Genomic DNA, 23,246 nt, shown 5'->3' with positions numbered 1-23,246 from the left:
GAAGTCGGACCACGCGTCCCTGTCAGCACCATTATAGACCAAGTGAACGCCGGCACCGTGGCAAACGCTTGCGCTTTTGGGTCGGTATTTTCCACGTTCATCTTTACAAATATTTTGCGTTTCGCCGTTATTTCACTTGCAGCCGTGTAAGGAGTTAGATACCCGCCATACGCGAGTGGCGGGGGGTTACGGCGTGAGTGCGGCGAGACAGGCAGGCGCAACGCCTGCCGCTGACAGCGGCCTTTCGTGCCTGACGACCCTTCTGGCCTTCCATCAGATTCCGTCCGACCAGGCCCAGCTGCGACACGCCCTGGGCCATGGAAGGTCCGCGGATGATAGCGATCTCGTCCTTCTTGCGAAGCGGATGGAGGCCAAGGCGCGAGCGGTCACGCTCGAACTTAAAGGCTTGGAACGCGCGCCCCTCCCGGCGATCGGCAAGGACCGATCTGGCGACTATTTCATCATCGGCGCGATTCGGGATGGACAGGTCCTGATACAACGTCCGGGTGCGGCTCCGACGGCCGTGACGCTGTCTGAGTTCGAGCAGGTGTGGTCCGGCCGGGCCATTCTGGTCACGACGCGCCTGTCTGTTGCGGCGCAGACCAGGTTCGACGTCACCTGGTTCATTCCGGCTCTCGTCAAGTACCGCTGGATGCTGGGCGACGTGCTGGCGGCCTCGCTGGCGCTGCAACTCTTCGCCCTCGCGACGCCCATGATTTTCCAGGTCGTGATCGACAAGGTTCTGGTCCACCAGGGGCTGACGACGCTGGATGTTCTGGCTATCGGCCTCATCACGGTTGTGGTGTTCGAGAGCTTTCTCGGCGGCCTGCGCGCCTATGTCTTCTCTCACACGACCAGCCGGGTGGATGTCGAACTGGGCGCCAAGCTCTATCGGCACCTGCTCAACCTGCCGCTGGCCTATTTCGAATCCCGGCGCGTCGGCGACACCATCGCCCGGGTCCGAGAACTGGAGACCATCCGGGAGTTCCTGACGTCTTCGTCGGTGACCCTTTTCGTGGACCTGCTGTTCACCGTCATCTTCCTGGTGGTGATGTGGTTCTACTCGCCCTTCCTGTTCGCCATCGTGGCGGGGACCATCGTCCTCTACGCCATCATCTGTTTCATCATCACGCCGCCGCTTCGGCGGCGGATCGAGGAGCGTTTCCAGCGCGGCGCCGAGAGTCAGGCCTTCCTGGTCGAGAGCGTCACGGGGGTGCAGACACTGAAGGCGGCGGCGGTCGAACCGCAGATGCAGAACCGCTGGGAGCGTCTTCTGGCCGCCTATGTGAAGGCGGGCTTCAAGGCCGCGAAGCTGAACATCTGGGGCGGGCAGGCCATCCAACTGGTCAGCAAGGTCTCCACGGCCTTGATCCTCTACGTGGGCGCCAGGCTGGTCATCGGCGGCGATCTGACCGTGGGCGAATTGGTCGCCTTCAACATGTTGGCGGGACGGGTGGCGGAGCCGGTGCTGCGTCTGGCGGGCCTGTGGCAGCAGTTTCAGGAGGCGCGCGTCGGCGTCGATCGTCTCGGCGACGTCCTCAACGCCCCGACCGAAGCCCAGTTCTCGGCGACCCGTTCAGCCCTGCCGCAGATAAAGGGCGACATCGCCTTTGACGACGTGACCTTCCGCTACAAGCCGGGCGGCCGCGAGGTGCTTCGCCGGGTCTCGCTGGAGGTGAAGCCGGGAGAGGTCGTCGGCATCGTCGGTCCCTCGGGATCGGGCAAGTCGACCCTCACCAAACTGGTTCAGCGCCTCTATGTGCCCGAAAGCGGTCGGGTCATGGTCGATGGCACGGACCTGTCGCTGGTCGATCCGGCGTGGCTGAGGCGTCAGGTCGGCGTGGTCCTGCAGGAGAACCTGCTGTTCAACCGCTCGGTGCGCGACAACATCGCCCTGGCCGATCCCGGCATGTCGACCGAGCGCGTGATGGCGGCGGCGACTCTTGCCGGCGCCCATGAATTCATCCTCGAACTGTCCGAGGCCTACGACACCCAGATCGAGGAACGGGGCGGCAACCTGTCTGGCGGTCAGCGTCAGCGCGTCGCCATCGCCCGCGCCCTGGTCACCAATCCGCGCATCCTGATCCTGGACGAGGCGACCTCGGCGCTGGACGCGGAATCCGAGGCTGTCATTCACCGCAACATGCGCGCCATCGCCAAGGGCCGCACGGTGATGATCATCGCCCACCGCCTGTCCGCCATCCGCATGGCCGACCGCATCATCACCATGGAGAACGGCGCGATCACGGAAGTCGGCACGCACGACACCTTGATGGCGGCCAATGGTCGATACGCCCAGCTGTGGCGCACCCAGATGCATGGCGACCCGATGGGAGAACCGGCATGAGCCTGTCGCGACACTGGTCCGTGCTGAAGGACGCCTGGAAGGCCGAGAACCGGCGTCGCAAGGCCGGCGTCAAGGAATGGCGCGACAAGGAATTCCTGCCCGCCGCGCTGGAGATTGCCGAGACCCCGCCCTCGCCTGTAGGCCGCGCGGTGCTGTGGACCATCATCGCCGCCGCCCTGGCCGCCCTTCTGTGGTCGATCCTCAGCCACGTGGACGTGGTGGCGGTGGGCGAGGGGCGGCTGGTCCCCACCGGCCGGCTGCGTACGGTCGAGACGGCCGAGAGCGGCATCGTCCGCGCCATCCATGTGCGCGAGGGACAGCATGTCGAGGCGGGCCTGCCCCTGATCGAGCTGGACCCGACGGTGGCCGACGCCGACGCCGGCGCCGCGCGATCCGAACTGGCGACCGCGCGCCTGACCCGAGCGCGCGCCGACGCCCTGTTGAACTGGCTGGCCTCGGGCCGTATCGTCTTCCAGCCCCCGGACGGCGCCGACCCGGCCGCCGTCGCGGCGGAGCGCCAGGTGGTCGAGGCGCGCATTCAGGAACATCTGGCCAATCTATCCGCCCTGGACCAGCGCCGGGCGGGCGCCCGCTCCGCCGCCCTGACCTCGGCCGAGAACGTCGCCCGCTATGAGGAGACCCTGCCGCTGGCCCGCGAGCAGCTGACCGCTCGCCAGGAACTGGAGCGCCGCGGCCTGGCTCCGCGCCTGCGCGTTCTGGAGCAGGAGGAGCGCTACATCTCCCTCAGTCGCGAGCTTGCGGCCGAGCGCCACCGCCAGGCCGAGGCCCAGGCCCAGACCACGATGATCGAGCGCGAGCGCATCCAGGCGCAGCAGGCCTTCCGCGCCGAGGCGGCGCGGGAAAAGGCCGAAGCCGAGGCCGTGGTCGCCACGCGCGCCGAGACCCTGACCAAGGCCGATCAGCGTCAGGCTTTGCAACGGCTCACGGCCCCGGTATCGGGCGTGGTCAACGAGGTGTCGGTCACGACGCTGGGAGAGGTCGCCGAGGCGGGGCAGTCTCGGATCACCATCGTCCCGGACGGAGAGGACCTGATTGTCGAGGCCCTGGTCCTGAACCGCGACGTGGGCTTCGTGCGGCCCGGCATGCAAACCATCGTCAAGCTGGAGGCCTACCCCTTCACCCGCTACGGCAGCCTGGAAGGCGTGGTGGAGCATGTGTCGCCCGACGCCACGGTGGACGATGTTCGTGGACTCGTGTTTCCTGCGCGTGTGCGCCTGACGAAGACGCAACTCAGGATGGGCGTGGGGGAAAAGGCCGTGCTGCAACCGGGAATGGCCGCGACCGTGGAGATCGTGACGGGGCGCCGGCGTGTGATTGAGTATTTGCTGTCGCCTATCGCCAAGGCGGTAGGGACGGCGGGGAGAGAGCGGTGATGATTGTGTTTAAACTTCCCCGTCCTCGAGCATCTAATCGTCCCGATTGGACGTGCAGCAGGTTACTATCTCGTATTTTGACTGTGAGTGCTGTTGTTTTTGCAGCAAATTTGTCGTTTGGATGCATGCATGGGGAAGAAGCAGATGGAAAATCTAAACATGCATTATATTACATGATGTCGGATAGATTGATTCAGCTTCAGCTTGGCTTAATGCACGGCGAAGAGTGGGAGTATCCGGGGTTGGTGTGTGGTGATGTTCCTTTTGTTAATATTGTAAGAATTGACTACCCTGTGAATAACAGTCAGGAGTTCGTTCCTATTTATAATTTCGCGAAAGATCACAACATTAATCTATTTAATAGCGATAAAGCATCCTTTTCCAGTTGCATGGTTGTTGATTGAATGCCTGACCTTCCTTCAATCAATTATTCTCCGATTTTTATGCCGTTCGCGGGTGGAAGAAATTCTCCTCCAGTAACCATTATCTCCCCGGTGGGTTCCGTCTATAATGCGAGTATTTTAGTTTCTCTTGGAAGAATTGATTCTCCAATAAATGCGCCAACGGCGGCACTGTGGCGAAAAGCTAAGGATGCGAATTTACGCGTTGCTATAGTTGTTTCTTACGAGAGTCGTCCCCCCTGCATACAGTCAGGCGACAAAAAGTTGGGTCCCTGGAAGTAGTGACGACTTGGCGACTGCTAACTACGTTGGGGCTGCCGGTAATGTTCGAAATGAGATATCTAGAGATCCAAGCGCAGAATATGATCTTGTAATTGTTGTTAATGCTAAAGAGATTGACCGTCTTGGTTTAATTTCTCAGAGATATTTCTTCGACGACACGCTTGGGCATGAAATTGGACATGCTGTAAGTGCGAATATATACGATTTATCTGCTCTCGGAGCGAGTAATCGTTGGATTCGTGATTATGAAGAAGATCATAGGACGGGCATAGCTATAGCTGTTGGAACTCAGCGGTTCAATCGAGGGGCTATTGTTGTTGCGCGTGTTGGGAGTGTTACCTATGTGATAGGTAGAAATGCAAGATCCTATGCAAGAAATAATAACATAATAGGCGCAACTGTACTGGATAGAGTTGGCGATATGGTTTGGTTTGAAAGCTTGCATAATAAAACCAAATCCACGCTGTCATTTTCTCCCGGGCTTTCTTCTCCGGAACAGGATGTTTTGATCGTTGAGCCTATAGATCCTTATACGTCATTCGATAATTTGCCTGGATTTGGATCCGTAATCGGCTCCGCAATTGGAAATTTCTTGGCCGGAGATGATAAGGTTGCTGGGATTTTGTACGGCAGCGTTCTTGGTGAGATCGGTGAAAGAATAGGTCAATCTATTCTTAATAATGCAAAGCCAGAAATTAATTCTGATTTGCAAGGCGTATTCTCATCCGATGTCTTGGCGAAAATGAAATCGGCCGGAATTGGTGCGATTAGTTCCATGCTTTCGGCGGAGTTAGCCCAAGCTCTTGGGGTGGAGGGTTTCGGTGCGGAATTGATGGGAACGGGAACCTCCACCGTAATCGGTAAGGTATTGGAAAATCTTACTACGCCCGGTGCTACCCACCTGGATATGTGGCATGGATTTGGGAAGGCTGATGTTTTTGCTGAAGGAGGGGTAGGTAACCTTACAGTAAATGCGATTGGATCTTTCTTAGGGGCTAAACTCGGATCTCTAGTTGTATCGCCGACAACGCAGGCTGGAGCATTACTTTCTTCTGTGGGGTCGGCAGTTGGAGGCTATGCTGCTGTTAGCGTAGGATCCGTTAGCACTGCATTGAGCGGATTTCTCGGTCTTAAGCCGTCAAGCTTACTGTTTAATGTCATCGCGCCCGGCATCGGCGCTTTCGTCGGCTTCGTCCTCGGCGCGCTGATCGGCAACCTCTTCGGTCGCAAGAAGCCCAAGATTCCGACGGCGAACGCCGAGGTCTATCTCGACTATACCAGCGACAAGTTCCAGCTCGGCGCTTCTTCGGCGGCCAATGGCGGGAACCTGGATCTGGTCCGGAACATGGCGGAGTCGGCGCGGGACACGCTGAACGGCTTCCTGACCGTGCTGGCGGGCGACATGCCCTATCAGGCGACCAGCTGGGGCTACGGCCTTTGGCGCAACGGCGGATACATCTCTACGCTGGCGGGGGTTCAGAGCTTCTACGGCCATACGGGCGGTCAGTTGTGGGTGAAGCTCGGCAACCTCAATGGGGCGCAGCAGAACGTCGCCTCGGCCGACGACGCGGTGTCCAAGGGCGTGATGTGGTCGATCAAGCAAACCCAGGTGATCGGCGGCGACATCTTCGCCAAGCGCGCCCTGGCCAATTCGGCGGCGACCGATCTGACCGCCCTGCTGGGCGACCTGCAGATCGCCTCGGACTATCGCTTCTACGCCAACAACCGCGAGGTGATTAACGGCTACATCACCGGCGCCTACAACAGTCTGACGGCGGCGGAGAAGACCTATTACGCCTCCAACAAGGCGCTGATCGACAAGGCGCACACCCAGGGCGTCAACGCCCTGACCACGGCTCAAAAGAACACCTACAACGCCAACAAGGCCAAGATCGACAAGATCATCCTGGCTCTGGAAGACCAGGCCATCGCCAACCCCTGGATCATCACGCTCCAGCGGATCAACGAACTGAAGCTGGATAAATGGAGCAAGTCCGACTTCTATGGCGGTTTGCAAGGCTTCCTGACTAGTATGGGATTGCCGCGCAATGGCGCGAACTTCGAGGATCTGAGCGTCTACACCGTCAATGGCGGGATGCAGTTGATGTTCGGGGCGGCCTCGCAGGACGGTGCCTTTTCCCTGTTGCCACAGGCCAGAACCGGAGGTCGCAGCATCACGGTCGCCAGCGGGGAGCTGGCTACTATCGGCTATACCAAGCGCACCTCAGGCAGTAGCGCGGGCAATGATTTCATCGACGCGAGCGCCAGCACGACGGCGGTCAATCTCTCGGACAGCATTACTCATACCACGCCGGGGTATTGGGAGTGGAGGGGGCCTGGACGCGAGCCGTTGGTGCCGACCTATCCCGACGCCGACGGCAGCCCGGGACCGGGCTATTTTTGGGTGGAGGGTACGACCTATACCGTCACGGGCGGGGACGACATCTTCATCGGGGGCTCGGCCGGGGACACCCTGTCGGGCATGGAAGGCTGGGATTGGCTGGACGGCGGAGGCGGCGCCGACAAGCTGTATGGCGGCGCCGGTAACGATGTCCTTTTGGGCGGCGCGGGAAATGACCAACTCTTTGGCGGAGCCGACGACGATTACCTGTCCGGCGGCGACGGAAATGACGTCCTGAACGGCGAAGACGGCGATGACATCCTAGTCGGTGGCCTTGGTGCAGATACGCTCAATGGCGGCGCGGGCAACGATACCTTCATTATCGAGGGCAATGGACACGGCGACATCATGGATGGTGGAGCAGGCTCCAACACCATGTCGTTCGAGCGCGCGGATCGAGGTGTCTATATCTCACTGCGCAGCACCACTTCAGATCGAGCGTTGGATGGGTCTTTCCAATACAACTATACGCGTCAGAACATCTGGGGCGTCATTGGCAGCGCCTTTGCCGACGAAATCCGAGGCGGCGCCTATGCGGATGTCCTGAGGGGAGGAGACGGCGATGATTTGCTGTGGGGGTTCAACGGCGATGACCTAATCGAAGGCGGCGCCGGCGCGGATGACATCAATGGCGAGGGCGGCGTCGATACGGCTTCGTATCGAAGCTCGAACGCTGGCGTGTATATCGACTTGACCGGGGGGGGAGCCTTTGGGGGACATGCGACCGGTGACAAGATCGCGGGAATAGAAAACCTAATTGGATCTCGCTTCGCAGACGAACTGAAAGGGGATTCTGGGATCAATCGCATCGACGGCGGGGCGGGCGACGACTGGATCGTGGCCACCAAGGGCGCTGACACCTATGTCGGCGGCGAGGGAATCGATACGGTCGACTATTCCGACGGTTTCGCGACCTCAGGATCCGTGCCTGGCCTGAACATACAAGGCTCGATCGCCTATTGGCGCGCGACGGACGGCGTCACGGGAACGCATTCCTTGAGCGGTGTCGAGCATGTCATCGGCACGGCCGGCGCCGACACCATCACCCTGACCGGAGCGGACGAATTCATCACCGCAGGCAAGGGCAATGATATCCTGAACGGCGGCGGCGGGTCGGATACCTATTACTTCAACCTGGGCGATGGCGTGGACACCATCACCGAGACAAACGTCGGATCGAACGTTGTCTCGTTCGGCCAGGGGATCGGTTTCAACCAATTGACCTTTACGGTCGTGGCGGGCCCCACCGGTCATATGACGATCCACTACAGCGCGGCGGACTCCGTGCGCGTGAACGGCAACCTACCAAATGTGAAGGACGGCAAGCTGGCCTCGGCCGATGACAACAAGCTCAAGGTCATCGACATGAACGGGTCCGGCCAACTGGATGTCTCCCAGTTCGAAATTTACCGCGGCGGCACGGCTGGGGCGGATACGCTCAACGGAATCCGGACCTTGGGCGATTTCCTCGTCGGTTTCGGCGGCAACGACACTATCCACGGCATGCAGGTCGGCCAATGGAGCGAGTGGGGCGATATCATCATCGGCGGCGCCGGTAATGACACCAGCTTCACTTCGACGGGAGACGACCAGTTCGCCTTCGAACGAGGCTCGGGCCGGGATACGATCAATGACACCGGCGGCGACGACACCTTGGTGTTCGGGCCCAATGTCGCTGCGGACGACGTCATCTACAAGGTGGTCGGCAACGACCTCTACATCGGCATCGCCGATGCGGCGAACCCCAACCTCGAGGCCCATCAGGTCACAGACTATGTCCGGGTCGTAGGCGGCGGGGTGAAGTGGCAGGACGTCTATGGCGGCGGCGCGTCGTTCAATACGGTGGAGTTCATCAACGCCGGGGGAACCTGGATCGATCTGCGCAAGCTCGACATCAACTGGACCGTCCAGAACACCTATAACGGCGGCGTCCTGCCCATCGTCTTCGACCTCGAGGGCGACGGTCTGGAGCTGACGGGCGTCGATCATTCCATGGTCGTGTCGCGACTGTCATCGGGCGAACTGGCCCGCACCTCCTGGGTCGGGCCGACGGATGGCATCCTGGCGGTCGATCGCAACGGCGACGGCCAGATCAACCAGCTGTCGGAAATCTCATTCGTCCAGGACAGGGAAGGGGCTCAAACCGACCTCGAAGGTCTTCAGGGATGGGACACGAACGGCGACGGCAAGCTGAACGCCCTCGATGAGGGCTGGGGACAGCTGAAGATCTGGGTCGATCGCAACCAGAACGGCCGCTCCACCGGAAGCGAGCTTCGCATCCTGGAAGAGGCGGGGATCACCGAGATCAACCTCATGGGCAAGGCGACGGGCAAGACCGCCGACAACACCCGAGACAGCTTCGTGCACAACACCCTGTCCTTCACCTGGGCGTCGGGCGAGACCGGCACGGCCTATGACGTCCAGTTGGCGCGCAAGCTCTTGAACGAATACGACCTGAGCATCGATCAGGTGAAGGCCATCTGGGGCGAGGACCGTTCCGTCGAGGGCGAGCTTGGGCGTCTCGTCAACGATCCCGTGGCCGACGCTGCCGCCCGCACGGTGTTGGATGCCGGACGCCGCCTGCGAACCCATGATATGTGGATGCGCGACTCCCTGCTGTTGCGTGAAAGCGTGGATGCGGACGTGGCCGTCGATAGTGCTGACGGCGCCATCGTCACGCCGCCGACGGCGGACTTCAGTGATCATGACGACCTGTATGCCGAGGATGAGGCCCGCTGGGCGGACGTTCTCTTCGGGGAGGGAAGCGACGGGAAGGTCGTCAATGTCACCGACCCGAGCGTCCGCGCTTCGCTGGAGGCCTTCTCCGGGCAGACCGGCCGCGGCTCATACGGCGCGGCCTTCGGGCGACCGGGTATCGACGGCGGCGTGGAAGACGATATCACTCATGCTGCGACGAACATGGACGGCGGTAACCTCGACCAGATCAGTCCGCGAGCCATGGGCGGCTTTGACCAGACATTCGGTTTGGATCAGCCGCCCATGGCTCGCGCCGCTCGGCAGACAGGCGGTGCTGATTTCGATCCCGTCCTTGCAGCCGCAGCGGACCTGATCAGTGTTGATCCGACTGACGTATGGGCGCCGGTGGAGTTCGGTTTGGCCTCGACGGAGGCCAACAGGTCATGGTGGCATCAGGGGGAGAGCGTTGCGCGCTTCAACAACGACGCCCTGCCGCCGGCCGCCTGGATTCCGATCACTGAAGGTCCGTCCGCCTCGACGGGGGCGGAACAGCATTCACAGCACCAGAAGCTGACGCAGGCCTTGGCCTCCTTCGGTCGCGACAAGGGAGCTTCCGCTGCGGTCTGGAAGCGCTCGGGCGAGGCCGAGATCGAGGCGACATCGCAAATGCTGGGGGCTTCGGGCTCGCGCTTCGCCGCGCTGGCGCGTATGCCCGCGTAAGATCATGAGTGAGACCAATGTAATGACGGATACGACTTCTCCCGCCGCCCCGGCCCAGGAACCCAAGACGGTCTCGCAGATGCTGGGCGAGATCGTCTGGCTGATGTCGCAGTCGCCTGTGCACAAGCAACTGTTCATCGGGGATCTGGAATGGTTCGCCATGCCGGCCATTCTGCTGGAGCAGTTCCGCACCTTCTATGGCCCAAACGCGCCAGCTGCTGTGGCCTTCTGGGCCATGGTGTCGGAGGAGACTGAGCAGAGACTGGAAGCTGGCGCGCACAAGCTGCGGGCCGACGAATGGAAGGGCGGCGACCGGCCCTGGCTGATCGAACTCGTGGCGCCTTTCGGGGCCCAGGAGGAGATCCTGGCCGACCTGTCGCTGAGCGTCTTCGGTGGCAAGCCCTTCAAATTCCACACGGTCGGCGCTGACGGACAGCGCGTGGTGAAAACCTATGAAATACCCGAAGCGATCCTCAACTAGTCGTCTGATCCCGGCGGCGGGTCTCATGCTCGCCGTCGGCCTTGGAGCCTGCCAGAGCCTTGCGGCGCCGCCATCCCTTTCGGAGCGGTTGGCCCCTCTGGATCGAGCCCTGACAAGCAAGCCGGCCGACCTTGAGGCGGCCGCGGCTTCGGGAGACGCCGTAGCCCAATTCGGTCTGTCTCTGGCCTGGGGTCATGGCCTGCATGGCTTTCCCGTGGATCAGAACAAGGCGGCGGAATGGCGATTGAAAGCCCTGGCCAATCGCCGCTTCGTTCCGGTCACTCAGTATACGGCGGCGTTCAACGGACAGCCGTCAAGAGTCAACATCATCAACATCCCGACCTATGATCTGACCCAAGCGGAAACTATGGCGGTGGACGCTTGCATCGCCTGGCTGTCGGGGCGAACTTCTGCAACTGAAACCTGCGGCGAAGGGCCCGATGCGGCTCGGAGGCGGAGCCTTTGGACTGTGGCCAAAGGCGATAGTGGACAGATAGGGCAATCCGCCACGCCATGAAATGGATCGCAGGTATCGCCCAAAAAATCCTGCGCACCCAAGCATTACCAAACCCCCGCAGCCCTCGCCTCGGAGGGGCGGCAGGCCTTCACCCGGGCGTCTGAGCTGCCGTCACGCTGGGCCATTCAGCCAGTTCCAGCGCCTAGGCCACTATGTTCTGGGCGCTAGCCGGCGATCGATCTGTTCAAGTCCGATGCTTAGTGTGCGTCCTGCTGAAGGACCGGCGGCGCGGAAACGCTGAAGCTTAACTAACTACTCTTGTCGTATTTTAACTCTTTCCGCCGCACGTATCGGCCTCAGTTTTGATATCGTCTGCGGAGTTCGCGCTTGCCTGTAGCCCGTGTGGAGACGCCGGTTTCGATTGCCGGCCTTGGTTTCGGCGATTCGCGGAAGAAGGCGCTTTTGAACTCAGCCTGTCGCCATCGCGCCATCTGGGCGGCGGCGGCGGCGGTGTTGCTGCCCTCCACGCAAGCGTTCGCTCAATGCGCCGCTGCGCCGGCGGCGCTCAATCTCTCCTCCGGCAGCTGCGCCGATCCGGCGTTCACCGCGAGGCAAAGCGCAGACGCCGCGTCCGTGGTCGATGTCTCCGGGTCGGGAAGCTATAGCGGCGTCTCCGTCGATCTTTCCGCGTTCGGCAGCGGCCACGGCGTGCGCGCCAGCGATGACGGTACGATTTCGTTGACCGGAACGCCGTCGGACGGGGCCATGGTCAGCACCTATGGCGACGACGGCCACGGCCTCTACGCCGATGGCGGGGGGCAGATCACTGGCAGCTATACCTCGGTCTATACGAACGGCGTCGGCGCTCACGGGGTCGAGGCGATCGGGACAGGCAGCCGCGTCACGCTGACCGACAGCGGGGTGAACACGGCGCTCGACAACGCGTATGGGGCCTATGCGTCGGGGGGCGGGACGATCACCCTGACCCGCACCAACGTCACGACTAGCGGCGCTAGGGCCTCTGCTGTTTTTGCGGACGCGGGCGGATCGATCGCCCTCAACGACCTGAGTACGTACAGCGATGGCCATAACGTCGCCGGCGCGGTCGCGGCGGGCGCTGACAGCAGCTTGACCCTGAACAACGCCTACGTAAACGTCTCCGGAAACAGCGGCGCCGGGCTGCTCGCGGCCGATGGCGGACTGATCACCATGAGCGGCGGCGCGATCGCGACCGGCGACTACTACGGCGGCGCCGTCACCACCGGCTCTTCGGGCATGCTGGCCCGTGGCGTCGGCAGCCGGATTCTTGTCGTCAATGGCGCGACGTCCGCCACCTACGGCGCCGACAGTCAGGGCCTGTGGGCCGACGCCGGCGGCAGGATCGACTTCGCCGGCTACGGCGTCTTCACCTATCAGCCCAATTCCGCAGGCGCAGCGGCGAGCGGGTCGGGCAGCACGGTCACCCTGACCGACACCATAGTCCGCACTTCCGGCCCTTCCGGCGCCGGCCTGGTCGGTATCGCCGGGGGCGCCGTCACTGCGAGCAACACGGAGATCACGACCGGTTATGGAAGAGGCGGGAGCAACCTTCCGGTCCTTCAGTTTCCGAGCGCCGACATAGGCCTGGAGGCCCATGGCGCGGATGTGCTCAGGGCCGGCAGCCGGCTGCAGACGCAGAACGCCCGCATTACCACACACGGCGACGGCGCCGTCGGCGTCAGGGTCAGCCAGGGCGCCTCGGCCTCGATCGTCGGCGGCTCTATCACGACCAACGGCGCCGACACAGCCGCGATCGGCGGCGCCGACGCCGTCCGGGCGACCGACGACGACAGCAGCATCACCCTGTCCGGAACCTCGGTCAGAACGACGAACATCAACGCCGCGGGCCTGCATGCGATGGCAGGCGGCGCGATCGCCGCCACGGACGCCACGGTCGCTACGCAGGGAGAGAACGCCTTCGGCGTATCCGCGCAGGACGCTGGCGGCGTCACCCTGGCCAACACGGCCGTCGCCACCTCAGGCGACGCCGCGTTCGGAGTCCGGGCGGGCGATGCAGGGATGGTGCGGATGACGGGCGGTTCGGTTGAAACCGCCGGCGCCGCTGCGCACGGCGTCGCCGCCGTCAACGGCGGGGACCTCACGATTTCGGGCGCGGCCGTCGCGGCGAACGGAGCCGGATCGTCGGCGATCTACCTCGCGGGCAGCGCGGCGAACACCGTGTCGATCACCGGCGGCAGCTTGAGCGCCGCTGACGGCGCGATCGTCCTTTCCGAAGGCGGGACGGGCGCGGTCTCGATCGGCGGCGGCGCCGTGCTCAACCCCGCCGTCGTCAACGGCCGGTCCCTGCTGGCGCAGGTGAGCGACGACGCCGCAGGTGTGGCCAGCGACCTGACGCTGAACATCGCCGACATGCCGTCCCTGACGGGCGATATCGTCGTCGACGCGTCGACCCTCGCCTATAATCTGAGCAACAGCAGCTGGACCGGCGATCAGCGTCTGATCGGCTCCGGAAGCGCGACCAGCGCCAGCCTGACCGCTTCGCAATGGACGGGCGACCTGCTCGCCGACCCCGGCAACACCGCCGACGTGTCCCTGACGCAGGGCAGTCTCTGGACCGGCCTGGCGCGAAATGCGGCCGACATCACGATCGACGCCGACAGCGCCTGGAATCTGACTGGCGATTCCAGCGCGACCGGCGCAGTGACCAACGCCGGCGTGATCCAGTTCCTGGCGAGACAGGACGGCTACAGCACGCTGACGGTCGGCGGCTATACGGGCGGCGCAGAGAGCCGCATCGGCTTCAACACTTATCTCGGCGATGACGCCTCGCCCACCAACCTGCTGGTGATCAATGGCGGTCAGGCCGGCGGCACGACCACCATCCTGGTCAACAATACCGGCGGCCCCGGCGCGCTAACCGTGGACGACGGCATTCGGCTGGTCCAGGTGACCGGCGGCGGCGCGACGACGGCCGAGGCCTTCACGCTGGGCCAGCGCGTCGTGGCGGGCGCCTATGAGTATCAGCTCTTCCGGGGCGGCGCCTCCGATCCGGGCGACTGGTTCCTCAGGTCTCATCTCAAGAGCGAGGATCCGAACGGGCCCGACATCCCGATCTATCGGCCTGAGACGCCGCTCTATGCGCCTATTCCTGCGATCGCGCGACAGATGGCCCTTTCAACCCTGGGGACGCTGCACGAGCGCGTCGGCGATCAGGAAAATCTGCGGGGCTCGGCGGAGCAGCGAACCTATATGAACGGCGCCTGGGGGCGACTGTTCGGGGCGAGGCTGGACAACCGATGGGGCGGAACGGCCGAGGCGCGGGTCGAGGGAGATCTGGTCGGGTTCCAGACCGGGCTCGACCTCTTCCGGCGGACGACGGACAGCGGCCGTCGCGATCACGTCGGCCTGTATGTGGCCTATACCGACCACGACGCGTCGATGAGCGGCCTTGCACGCGGGATGCGGGATCTAGAGGTGGGTCGCCTGCAAACGGACGGCTCGTCTGTCGGGGCTTACTGGACGCATTTCGGTCCGACGGGCTGGTATGTCGATACGGTCCTGCAGCAGAGCTGGTACGACATGGAGGCGACGTCCCTTTATGGCTCCGGGGCTTCGACCGAGACGACCGGATACACGGCGTCGCTCGAGACCGGCTATCCGATCACCCTGCGAGAGAGCTGGCTGGTCGAGCCGCAGGCGCAGATCGTCTACCAGGATGTGCGGGTGGACGGGACGCAGGATCAGTATTCGAGTGTGGACTGGGATGAAGGGTCGGCCTGGACCGGGCGGATCGGGGCGCGTCTGCAATACACCCGCCGCGACGCGCGCGGGACGCTTTGGCAGCCGTATGGACGGATCAATCTCTGGCACGCCTTCTCCGGCCAGGACGGCGTGATCCTGGGGCAATCCTCCCCCGCGATCGAGAACCGGTTCGGCCACACGGCGCTGGAAGCCGGCGGCGGCCTCACCGCTCGTGTGAGCACGAACGTGAGCCTGTACGGCCAGGCCAGCCATCGGTGGACGATCGACGGCGACCAAAGCCGCCAGACCGCCACCGAAGCCGCCGTGGGTCTTCGTATAAACTGGTAGGGCGAAGAAACCGCCCTCAGGGGCGGGTCGCCTCGTTGATCAGGGCGCGCGCCCGTTCCGCCGCCGCCTCGGTGGTCAGTTCGCCGGCGTTGATCTTGTCCGCCATCTCCATCAGAGCGGCGCTGGTGACGGCGCCGGTGTCTGCGACTTCCTGCACATGGACGCCGCCGTCGCGGGTGATGACGGCGTCCCAGGCGGCGCGGACCTCGGCCCAATAGGCCTTCGTCGCGGCCCAATAGTCGTCGCCGGGCTTGGGTTCGAAGGCGGCGGACGCGTCATAGGTGTTGACCACGTCCTCCTGCACCATGGCGCGAGGCTCGCCGCCGTCGCGGCCGGTCATCTTGACGTTGTCCTGGATATGGACCCAGCCGCCGGGACGGATGACGTGGCGATTGGTCCCGAGATAGCGATCGTAGACTGGGTTCCGCACGGCGTCGCGGCGAGCCAGCGGACGCCAGGTCGGGCCCGAGGTCCAGACCGTCATGCCGTTATCGTAGCTCCAGCGCCCCACGCCGCCGTAACGAGGCGAATCGTCTGTCTGCCAGACGGTCTGGGACCAGGCGCCCCGACGGTCCTCAGCGGACACAGTCGTCAGGGTCCACTGGTCGGGGCCGGCGTAGATCAGGACGGTCTCGGGCTGATAGGTCCAATCCTGGCGCCAGTGCTTGACGAGGATGGTCTGACCCTCGTGATACATGACCAGGATGTGCTGCAGGCTGATGCGGTCGCCCGTGTCATGGACGACGCGCACGATCTCCGTCCCGCCGGACGTCTTGGGTTCAAGCGGCTGATAGTCGGCTTGCAGGCCGACGGTTTCACGCATGTTGAAACGCACGCGATAGTCGCCGACCTGGGCCAGGATGGCCTGGCGGTCGCGTTCAAAGGCGCTGGCCGGGGCCGGTGACGACGCCTGGGTCTGGGGCGAGGTCGAGGCGAGGGGTAGGGCCTGGGCGGCGGAGGCGCCGGTCAGCAGGGCCGCAGCGATCAGGATGGCGCGCATCGGTTGTCCGTTCTTGTGCAGGAGAGCTTCGCGTTTGTGGGTCATGAGGCGGTTCACAGGCGGATGTTCAGCGAGACGCCGACGTTGCGGCCCGGCTGGGTGAAGGCGTCGAGCGTGGCGGGGCTGGCGCCGACGGCGGGGCGGTTCAGGCCGCGCACGTCGCTCCACCAGGCGTATTTCTCGTCGAAGACATTGAAGGCGCCGGCGCGCAGGGTGGCCCGCTCGGTCACGTTCCAGAAGGCGGTGACGTCCAGCAGGGTGAAGCGCTCGCCCGGCCAGCACAGGCCGCCGCCGCATTCATGGTTCGACTTGCGGTCCGACCAGGTGACGGTGGCGCTTCCGCCCCAGACGCCCGAGGGGGCGGCGTAGTTCAGCCCGCCGACCAGCTTGATCGGATCGACGCTGGTCAGGGCGCCGCGTTCGCCGTCCGTCTCCTGCTCTCCGTCTGCGAAGGAGGCGGCGACGATGGCCGAGAGGCCGTTGTCCCAGTGGATGTCGCCGCGCGCTTCCAGGCCCCAGATCTCGACCTTGGTCAGGTTGACGTACTGATAGATCAGCGGATCGACGCCCGGTACGCCGGTTCCGCGCACCACCACCTGATTGATGAAGTCGTCGTATTCCGTGCGGAAGGCCGTGGCCTGCAGCGAAAGGACGCCGCCGAAGACATCCAGATTGCGGAAGCGGAAACCACCCTCGATGCTCTCGCTGGTCTCGGGCTTCAGGTCTGGATTGGGGATGGACTCATAGCCGAACACCGGGTTGGCGAAGAAGTTGTTCACCTGCATGGGCGAGGGCGCCTTGAAGCCCTGGGCGTAGTTGGCGAAGACGCCGAAGTGGTCGTCCGCCCAGTAGATGGCGCCGATCTTGGGCGACAGATGGCTGTCGCTCTGGCCTTCGGCCGGGGCCGGGAACAGGGCGTCGGCCTTGGGCGTCAGCTCATACCAGTCGTAGCGCAGGGCCGGGATGATGCTGAGGCGGCCGCCCAGCAGATCGATCTCGTCCTGAATGAACAGGCCGGCCAGGTCGAACTCGGTCTTGGGGAACGGACGGGCGGGGAAAGGCTCGCCCATCGGCGGGACCGTGCCGTCGCGAATGCCTTCCTGGGTGGTGCGCGACCAGTCGGCGCCGAAGGTGATCCGGTGACGAACGGCCTCGCCGCCGAAGCTCTTGGAACCCTGCGCCGCCAGGCCCCAGACGGCGTTGTCGAAGGTCACGTCGCGGGTGCGATCGCCCAGCGTCGGACGCTGCTCATAGGTGAACTGGCGCGTCGTCGCATCCTGCCAGAAGACGGCGGCGGAGCCGGAATCGAGCCCCAGGAAGTCGTCGAAACGCCAGTCAAGGCTGACGCGGTCCCGCTGCGTCTCGTCCTGGGCGCTCAGGCCGGTGACAGAGGCGGAATAGCTGCTGAGCGCCTCGCCCTCCATGTCCTGGTCGAAGTGATCGTAGGTCAGGCGCAGAGTGTGATTGGGCGCTGCGTCCCAGACCAGCTTGGCCAGCACGGCGTTGGAGGCGAAGTCCTGAGGGTTGGGCTGGGTCCGCGCGGCGCCGACGCCGCCCGTTTCGGCCATGTTCTCGGTCTCCTGGGAGTCGCGACGGGTGTAGGCCAGCAGGCCCGACAGGGACCCGCTGCGCCCGGCCAAAGCCAGGCCTTCGGTCCAGCCTTCGTCGGCGGAGTTGTAGCCGACCCGCGCACGGGCGCCGAAGCTGCGGCCCGCCTCGATGAAGTCGGTCGGGTCCTTCGAGGTGAAGCTGACCGCCCCGGCGATGCCGTCCGAGCCGTAGAGGGCCGAGGCCGGACCGCGCAGGATCTCGACCGACTTGACCAGGTCCAGATCGTTGTAGCCGCCGCGCCCCACAGCCTGCGCCCCGAAGGCGAAGCCGTCCGGCACCCGCACCCCGTCCTGCACGATCAGCACCCGGTTGCCGCCCATGCCGCGGATGGTGAAGCCCGAATTGCCGTCGCGCCCGGCGCCCGACAGGGCGGCCGAGAAGCGGGCGGGGCTGGTCGGAACGCTGACGCCCGGCTCGAACCGGATCAGGTCCTTGATGTCGGTGACCAGATTGGTCTCGATCGCCTCGGCGGTGATGACGCTGACGCTGGCCGGAACTTCATCGACGCGGCGTTCGGTGCGGGTGCCGACGACGGTCACGGGCGCCACCCGCACCGGCTGGTTCAGATCGATCGCGGAGGCAGCCTCCTCGGCGATGGCCGGGAAGGCGGCGGCGAGGGCTGAGAGCCCGGCGGAAATCATCAATAGCGAACGCATCGGCGGCACCCCGTTGGAAACAGGCCCTGCCTTTAGTGCGAACGATTATCAGAATCAATCTAAGTTCTGTTGGGTCCCCAAATTCATAACCTGCCGCTCGAACATCACCGGCGCGGCATGGACCTGGCCCTGACAAAAGAACGCCGCCCCTCTGGGAGGGGCGGCGCCAAATGGGGGCCAGGAGAAGATTTCGCTCAGAAGGTGTAGCGAAGCCCCACGAAGAACTGCCGACCGGTGTGGCTGTAGACATTCAGGCGGTTGGAGGCGTCGACGTACTGGTGGTTGAACTCATCGGTCAGGTTGATGCCTTCGACGCTGAGCTTGAGCCTGTCGTTGATGTTGTAGGAGGCCTGGGCGTCGAAGTTCAGGGTTTCGTTGACGCCGGCGACCGAGTTGCCGTCCGCAGCGGGAACCCCTGTCAGATAGCCCTGACGATAGGCCGCCGACCCCCGCACCGAGAACTTGTCGGTCTCATAGTAGAGGGTGAAGTTGGCGGCGTTCTTGGACAGGCCGACCAGGGTCTCGTTGATGGTGGTCAACGGATCAAGGTTCTGGATGTATGTGATGTCTGAATCGACGAAGGTGTAGTTCGCCTGAACCCCGAAATTCTCCATCCATCCGGGCAGGAAGTCGAGCCGCTTCTGGACGTTGATCTCGAAGCCCTTCAGCAGACCGCCTTCAGTGTTGATCGGCTGGGTGGTCCGGAAGAGGGTGTCGGGAGTGGCCAGCGAGCCGTCCAGCAGCGAATTCGGCAGGCCCAGTTCGCTGAAGGGGATGTTCTGCGTCAGGCTCTGAACGAAGGTGTTGATGTCCTTCACGAAGACGCCCACCGCAAAGAGGCTGTCCGCGTCCGGATACCACTCCAGGGACAGGTCCAGATTATCCGAACGCGTCGGGTCGATGTAGGGATTGCCGGTCGAATAGCTGAAGTTCGACCCCTGGATGCCGACGTCGCCGCCGGGCGTCAGGCTGGAGATGGAGGGGCGGGCGATGGTCCGCGCGACGGAGACGCGTGCGATCAGGGTGTCGGTTAGTTCAACCGCAAGGTTCGCCGAGGGAAGCCACATGTCGTAGGTGCGATTGACATCGACGAGAGCGCTTCCAGCCGCCGTGGTTTCGTATCCTTGGGACCACTGTTCCGTGTTGACGTAACGAACCCCGGCGTCGCCCCGCCAGGGCAGACCGAAGGCGGTGAAACGGAAGTCCGCCTGGACGAAGGCCCCTGTGTCGGCCTCGTCGACATTGATGTATTGGCCGCGCGCCGAGGAGTTCTCGACTCCGGTCAGGGCGTAGATGCCCGTGTTGGAGTAGATGTCGTAGGCGTCGATGAATTTGTTGATGTCGGGCGCCAGCCATTGGGTGGACACGCCATCCGGCAGGCCCAGGCCGCGACCGAACCCGGAGAAGACGCGAGACACTTCGGCCAGTTGGGCGGGCGTCAGCGTGTCGACGATCGTTTCCCTGGTGCGATAGAGGCCGCGCGAGGCGAAGGTGAACTTGCGGTAGTCTACGCCAGCCTTGATCGTCAGATTGTCGCTCAGGTCATACTCGCCGAACACCTTGGCGGTCTTGAAGGTGTTCTCCACCGAATTGGGTCGGATGCGAACCTCGGACGTCCCGTTGATCATCGACCAGTTGGCCGGATCGGTCAGGTCGAATCCGAAGTCGATCGCGGGCGTCTTTGACCGGAAGTCATAGGAGAAGCCGTTGGTGTTGGCCCGATCGAAGGTGATGATGGTCGAAACCGGGTTGTTGAAGTCGGACTTGGAGTAGCCCCCGACGAACCCGGTGCGGAAACGATCGGTCCAGTTGCGGTTCGCGGTCAGGGTGTACTGCTGGAACTCGGTCTGGAGTTCGTCATGGGCGGATTGCGTGCGCACGTCCACCGCATCCATCACGGCGGCGACGATGTTGCGGCCGTCGACGACGCCGGACCGGATGATCGTCTGCGGCTTGCCGGCGCCGGAACGGCTGAGGCCGATGGCCTGCAACTGGGCTTCGTCGCGCGTGGACTTCACGTCTGAATAGAGGATGTCGAACGTAATGGTCGAGCGGTCGTCCGGACGGAACTGCAGCGATCCGGTCAGGCCCAGACGCTCCGTGTTGTGATCGTATTGCACGTACGACGGCAGGCGGGGGTGGAAGAGGCCGGTGGTGGCGCTGGTGTTGTTGATCTGGTCAATCGTGAAGCCGTCGATCGTCGACGCCGGGTTGAAGCCCCCGTTCGCTCCGCCGGCGCTCCAGCGCGTGATGTTGGCGCCTTCCTCCAGGATATGGCGCTTCTCATAGGCGGCCGAGAACAGGGCGCCGAAACGGCCGTCCGCCCAGGTGTTGGAGGCGAGCAGGGTGAAGCGCGGCTTCACGTCGCGCGCCAGATCATTGTAGCTGCCCTGAATGCCCATCACGAGCGTCGGTTCGCGATAGTCAAAGGGGCGGGCGGTCTGAAGATCGACCGTCGCGCCGAGCGAACCTTCCTCGACGTCCGCCGAGGCCGACTTGCGCACCGTCAGGCTGTTGAAAAGTTCCGAGGCGAACATGTTGAAGTCGAAGCCGCGCGTGCGGTTCGTGCCGCCGGCGTTGACCGTGCCGCCCGTGGTGGCGATGGCCTCCATGCCGTTGACGCGGACGCGGGTGTATTCGGACCCTAGTCCGCGGACCGAAATCTGGCGGCCTTCGCCATTGGCGCGGGTGATGGCCACGCCGGGCACGCGCTGAAGAGACTCGGCGAGATTCAGGTCGGGGAAGTCGGCGATGTCCTCGGCCTTGATGACGTCGACGACGCCCGATTCACGTCGTTTCGCGTTCACGGCGCTCTGGAGCGACGCGCGGAAGCCGGTGACCACCACCTCATCGACCTGGGTGGCGGGGTCGCCCTGAGCAGATGTGTCGCTGGACTGCGCATAGACGCCCCCGGCGCTGGCTATCAATACGGCCAGGGCCGACGCCCCCGTCTTGAGCGCAAATTGGAAATCATGCGTGAAACGCATCGCCTCTTCCCTCCCTATCGCCCGCGTTTCGCGGATCTCTCTGTGGCGCATGGACTGACGTCGCTGCACGGCCGCCAGTCTGTCGCAAAACCCTCAAACAGGACGATAGGTTGACCGGATCAATGCACGCCAATCCGAAGAGGGCATCAACCGATGCGTCCTGCGCACTGATCGTGCTTTGATACCGGTTACCTATCCATGCCGTCTTTGTATCGATCTATAGGTGTTTTGGCTTAGACGAGTTGCCGACTTCCTGCCTATCGTCACGGTCAAGGCGCACGCAGAGGCGCCGCCAAGGGAGAGACGGCCAGCGACGATCGGCGTCCTCGGTCCTGTCTCGCAGATCAAGGAAGCGCATCAAGATGACCGACGGGACAGCTGCGTCCGCCGCCCCCCAAGCCCAGCGCCGCACACGGGTCCGATACGGCATCCTGCTGCTGATCTTTCTTCTGACCACGATCAACTACGCCGACCGGGCGACCTTCTCTATCGCGGGCGACGCCGCCTCGCGCGACTTGGGGCTGAGCCCGGTCGAGATGGGCTACATCATGTCGGCTTTCGCCTGGGCCTATGTGATCGGACAGATACCGGGCGGGGTGCTGCTCGACCGGTTCGGCACTAAGATCGTCTACACCCTCGCCATCGCGGCCTGGTCGCTGTTCACCCTGTTACAGGGCTTTTCGGGCTTTCTGACCGGCGGGCTGATCTTCGCGGGCCTGTTCGCCATGCGCTTCATGGTGGGCTTGGCCGAAAGCCCGTCGTTCCCAGGCAACGCCCGTATCGTGGCCGCCTGGTTCCCTGGGTCGGAGCGTGGCACCGCTTCGGCCATCTTCAACTCTGCGCAGTATTTCTCGCTGGTGGTCTTCGCCCCCTTCATGGGGTGGCTGGTGCATACCTTCGACTGGCATTCGGTCTTTTTCGTCATGGGGGGGCTGGGCCTGTTCGCCGCCCTGGTGTTCTGGAAGATGGTTCACAGCCCCATCCAGCATCCGCGCATCGGCAAGGCCGAGCTGGACTACATCGAGGCTGGAGGCGGCCTGATCCGCATGGAGGACAGGACCATCTCCAAGTCGGCGGCCTTCACCTGGGACAATGTCAGGCAGGTGCTGGGCAGCCGCATGCTGATGGGCGTGTTCATCGGCCAATACGGCATCAATGTGCTGACCTATTTCTTCGTCACCTGGTTCCCGATCTATCTGGTGAAGGAGCGGGGGCTGAATATCCTGGAGGCTGGTTTCGCCGCGGCCGCTCCGGCTCTGTGCGGTTTCGTCGGCGGGGTTCTGGGCGGGGTCATCTCCGACGCTCTGCTGAAGAAGACCGGCTCCCTGACCATCGCGCGCAAGACGCCCTTGCTGATCGGCATGGTGCTGTCGGCCCTGATCATCGCCTGCGCCTATATCGATCATTCCGGCCTGATCATTCTCGTCATGGCGCTGGCCTTCTTCGGCAAGGGCATCGCCTCCCTGGGCTGGGCGGTGGTGTCCGACACCTCGCCGCGTGAGTTCGTCGGCGTGACCGGCGGCATCTTCAACACCTTCGGCAACTCGGCCGGCATCGTGACGCCGATCGTCATCGGCTACATCGTGGCCGCGACCGGTTCGTTCGACGGCGCCCTGTGGTTCGTGGGCGCTCACTGCCTTCTGGTGATCGCGGCCTATTTCCTGATCACCGGCAAGATCGAGCGTCTGACGTTGACGGCGGCTCAGGACACGACGGCATGAGG

11 protein-coding genes are annotated in these 23,246 nt (G+C 63.5%); 8 read left to right on the top strand and 3 right to left on the bottom strand.

Translation table 11 applies throughout. The features are described 5' to 3' along the window. The first annotated feature begins 175 nt into the window (after nt 1-175). From V8J38_RS13015 to V8J38_RS12985, 7 genes are all read left to right on the top strand, one after another. Nucleotides 176-2,347 (top strand): type I secretion system permease/ATPase, encoded by a 2,172-nt coding sequence (locus V8J38_RS13015; protein WP_338576232.1) that lies wholly within the window; start codon nt 176-178, stop codon nt 2,345-2,347. After that, nucleotides 2,344-3,741, top strand: a complete 1,398-nt coding sequence (locus V8J38_RS13010) for an HlyD family type I secretion periplasmic adaptor subunit (protein WP_338576231.1) — start codon at nt 2,344-2,346, stop codon at nt 3,739-3,741. Before V8J38_RS13015 ends, V8J38_RS13010 begins: the two co-directional genes overlap by 4 nt. Further along, nucleotides 3,738-4,145 (top strand): hypothetical protein, encoded by a 408-nt coding sequence (locus tag V8J38_RS13005; RefSeq protein WP_338576229.1) that lies wholly within the window; start codon nt 3,738-3,740, stop codon nt 4,143-4,145. Before V8J38_RS13010 ends, V8J38_RS13005 begins: the two co-directional genes overlap by 4 nt. A 1,390-nt stretch (nt 4,146-5,535) precedes the next feature. Next, the gene (locus tag V8J38_RS13000) at nt 5,536-10,242 is read left to right on the top strand and encodes a calcium-binding protein (RefSeq protein ID WP_338576228.1); all 4,707 of its coding nucleotides are present in this window, start codon (nt 5,536-5,538) and stop codon (nt 10,240-10,242) included. Nucleotides 10,243-10,264: 22 nt separating this feature from the next. Beyond that, nucleotides 10,265-10,723 carry a toxin-activating lysine-acyltransferase gene (locus V8J38_RS12995; protein ID WP_338576227.1) on the top strand — a complete coding sequence of 153 codons (459 nt, stop codon included), beginning with the start codon at nt 10,265-10,267 and terminating at the stop codon, nt 10,721-10,723. Next, nucleotides 10,695-11,240, top strand: coding sequence for a hypothetical protein (locus V8J38_RS12990; protein WP_338576225.1), 546 nt, complete (start codon nt 10,695-10,697; stop codon nt 11,238-11,240). Before V8J38_RS12995 ends, V8J38_RS12990 begins: the two co-directional genes overlap by 29 nt. 327 nt (nt 11,241-11,567) lie before the next feature. Then, nucleotides 11,568-15,269: an autotransporter outer membrane beta-barrel domain-containing protein gene (locus V8J38_RS12985; protein ID WP_338576224.1), complete on the top strand. Its 3,702-nt coding sequence runs from the start codon at nt 11,568-11,570 to the stop codon at nt 15,267-15,269. Between the two features lie 16 nt (nt 15,270-15,285). Here V8J38_RS12985 and V8J38_RS12980 read toward each other — a convergent pair whose 3' ends face one another. From V8J38_RS12980 to V8J38_RS12970, 3 genes are all read right to left on the bottom strand, one after another. After that, on the bottom strand, nt 15,286-16,314 hold the full coding sequence (locus V8J38_RS12980) for a DUF6607 family protein (RefSeq protein WP_338576222.1): 1,029 nt from the start codon (nt 16,312-16,314) through the stop codon (nt 15,286-15,288). Between the two features lie 8 nt (nt 16,315-16,322). Beyond that, the gene (locus V8J38_RS12975) at nt 16,323-18,536 is read right to left on the bottom strand and encodes a TonB-dependent hemoglobin/transferrin/lactoferrin family receptor (protein WP_338576220.1); all 2,214 of its coding nucleotides are present in this window, start codon (nt 18,534-18,536) and stop codon (nt 16,323-16,325) included. A gap of 194 nt (nt 18,537-18,730) precedes the next feature. Beyond that, nucleotides 18,731-21,523: a TonB-dependent receptor gene (locus tag V8J38_RS12970; RefSeq protein WP_338576218.1), complete on the bottom strand. Its 2,793-nt coding sequence runs from the start codon at nt 21,521-21,523 to the stop codon at nt 18,731-18,733. A gap of 362 nt (nt 21,524-21,885) precedes the next feature. On the opposite strand from V8J38_RS12970, the gene V8J38_RS12965 reads away from it, so the two are divergent. Beyond that, nucleotides 21,886-23,244 carry an MFS transporter gene (locus tag V8J38_RS12965; RefSeq protein WP_338576217.1) on the top strand — a complete coding sequence of 453 codons (1,359 nt, stop codon included), beginning with the start codon at nt 21,886-21,888 and terminating at the stop codon, nt 23,242-23,244. The last annotated feature ends 2 nt before the right edge of the window (nt 23,245-23,246 follow it).

It is taken from the genome of Brevundimonas olei, from assembly GCF_037055245.1.
GTDB lineage: Bacteria > Pseudomonadota > Alphaproteobacteria > Caulobacterales > Caulobacteraceae > Brevundimonas > Brevundimonas olei.
This window is presented reverse-complemented; position numbering and strand designations above follow the sequence as displayed.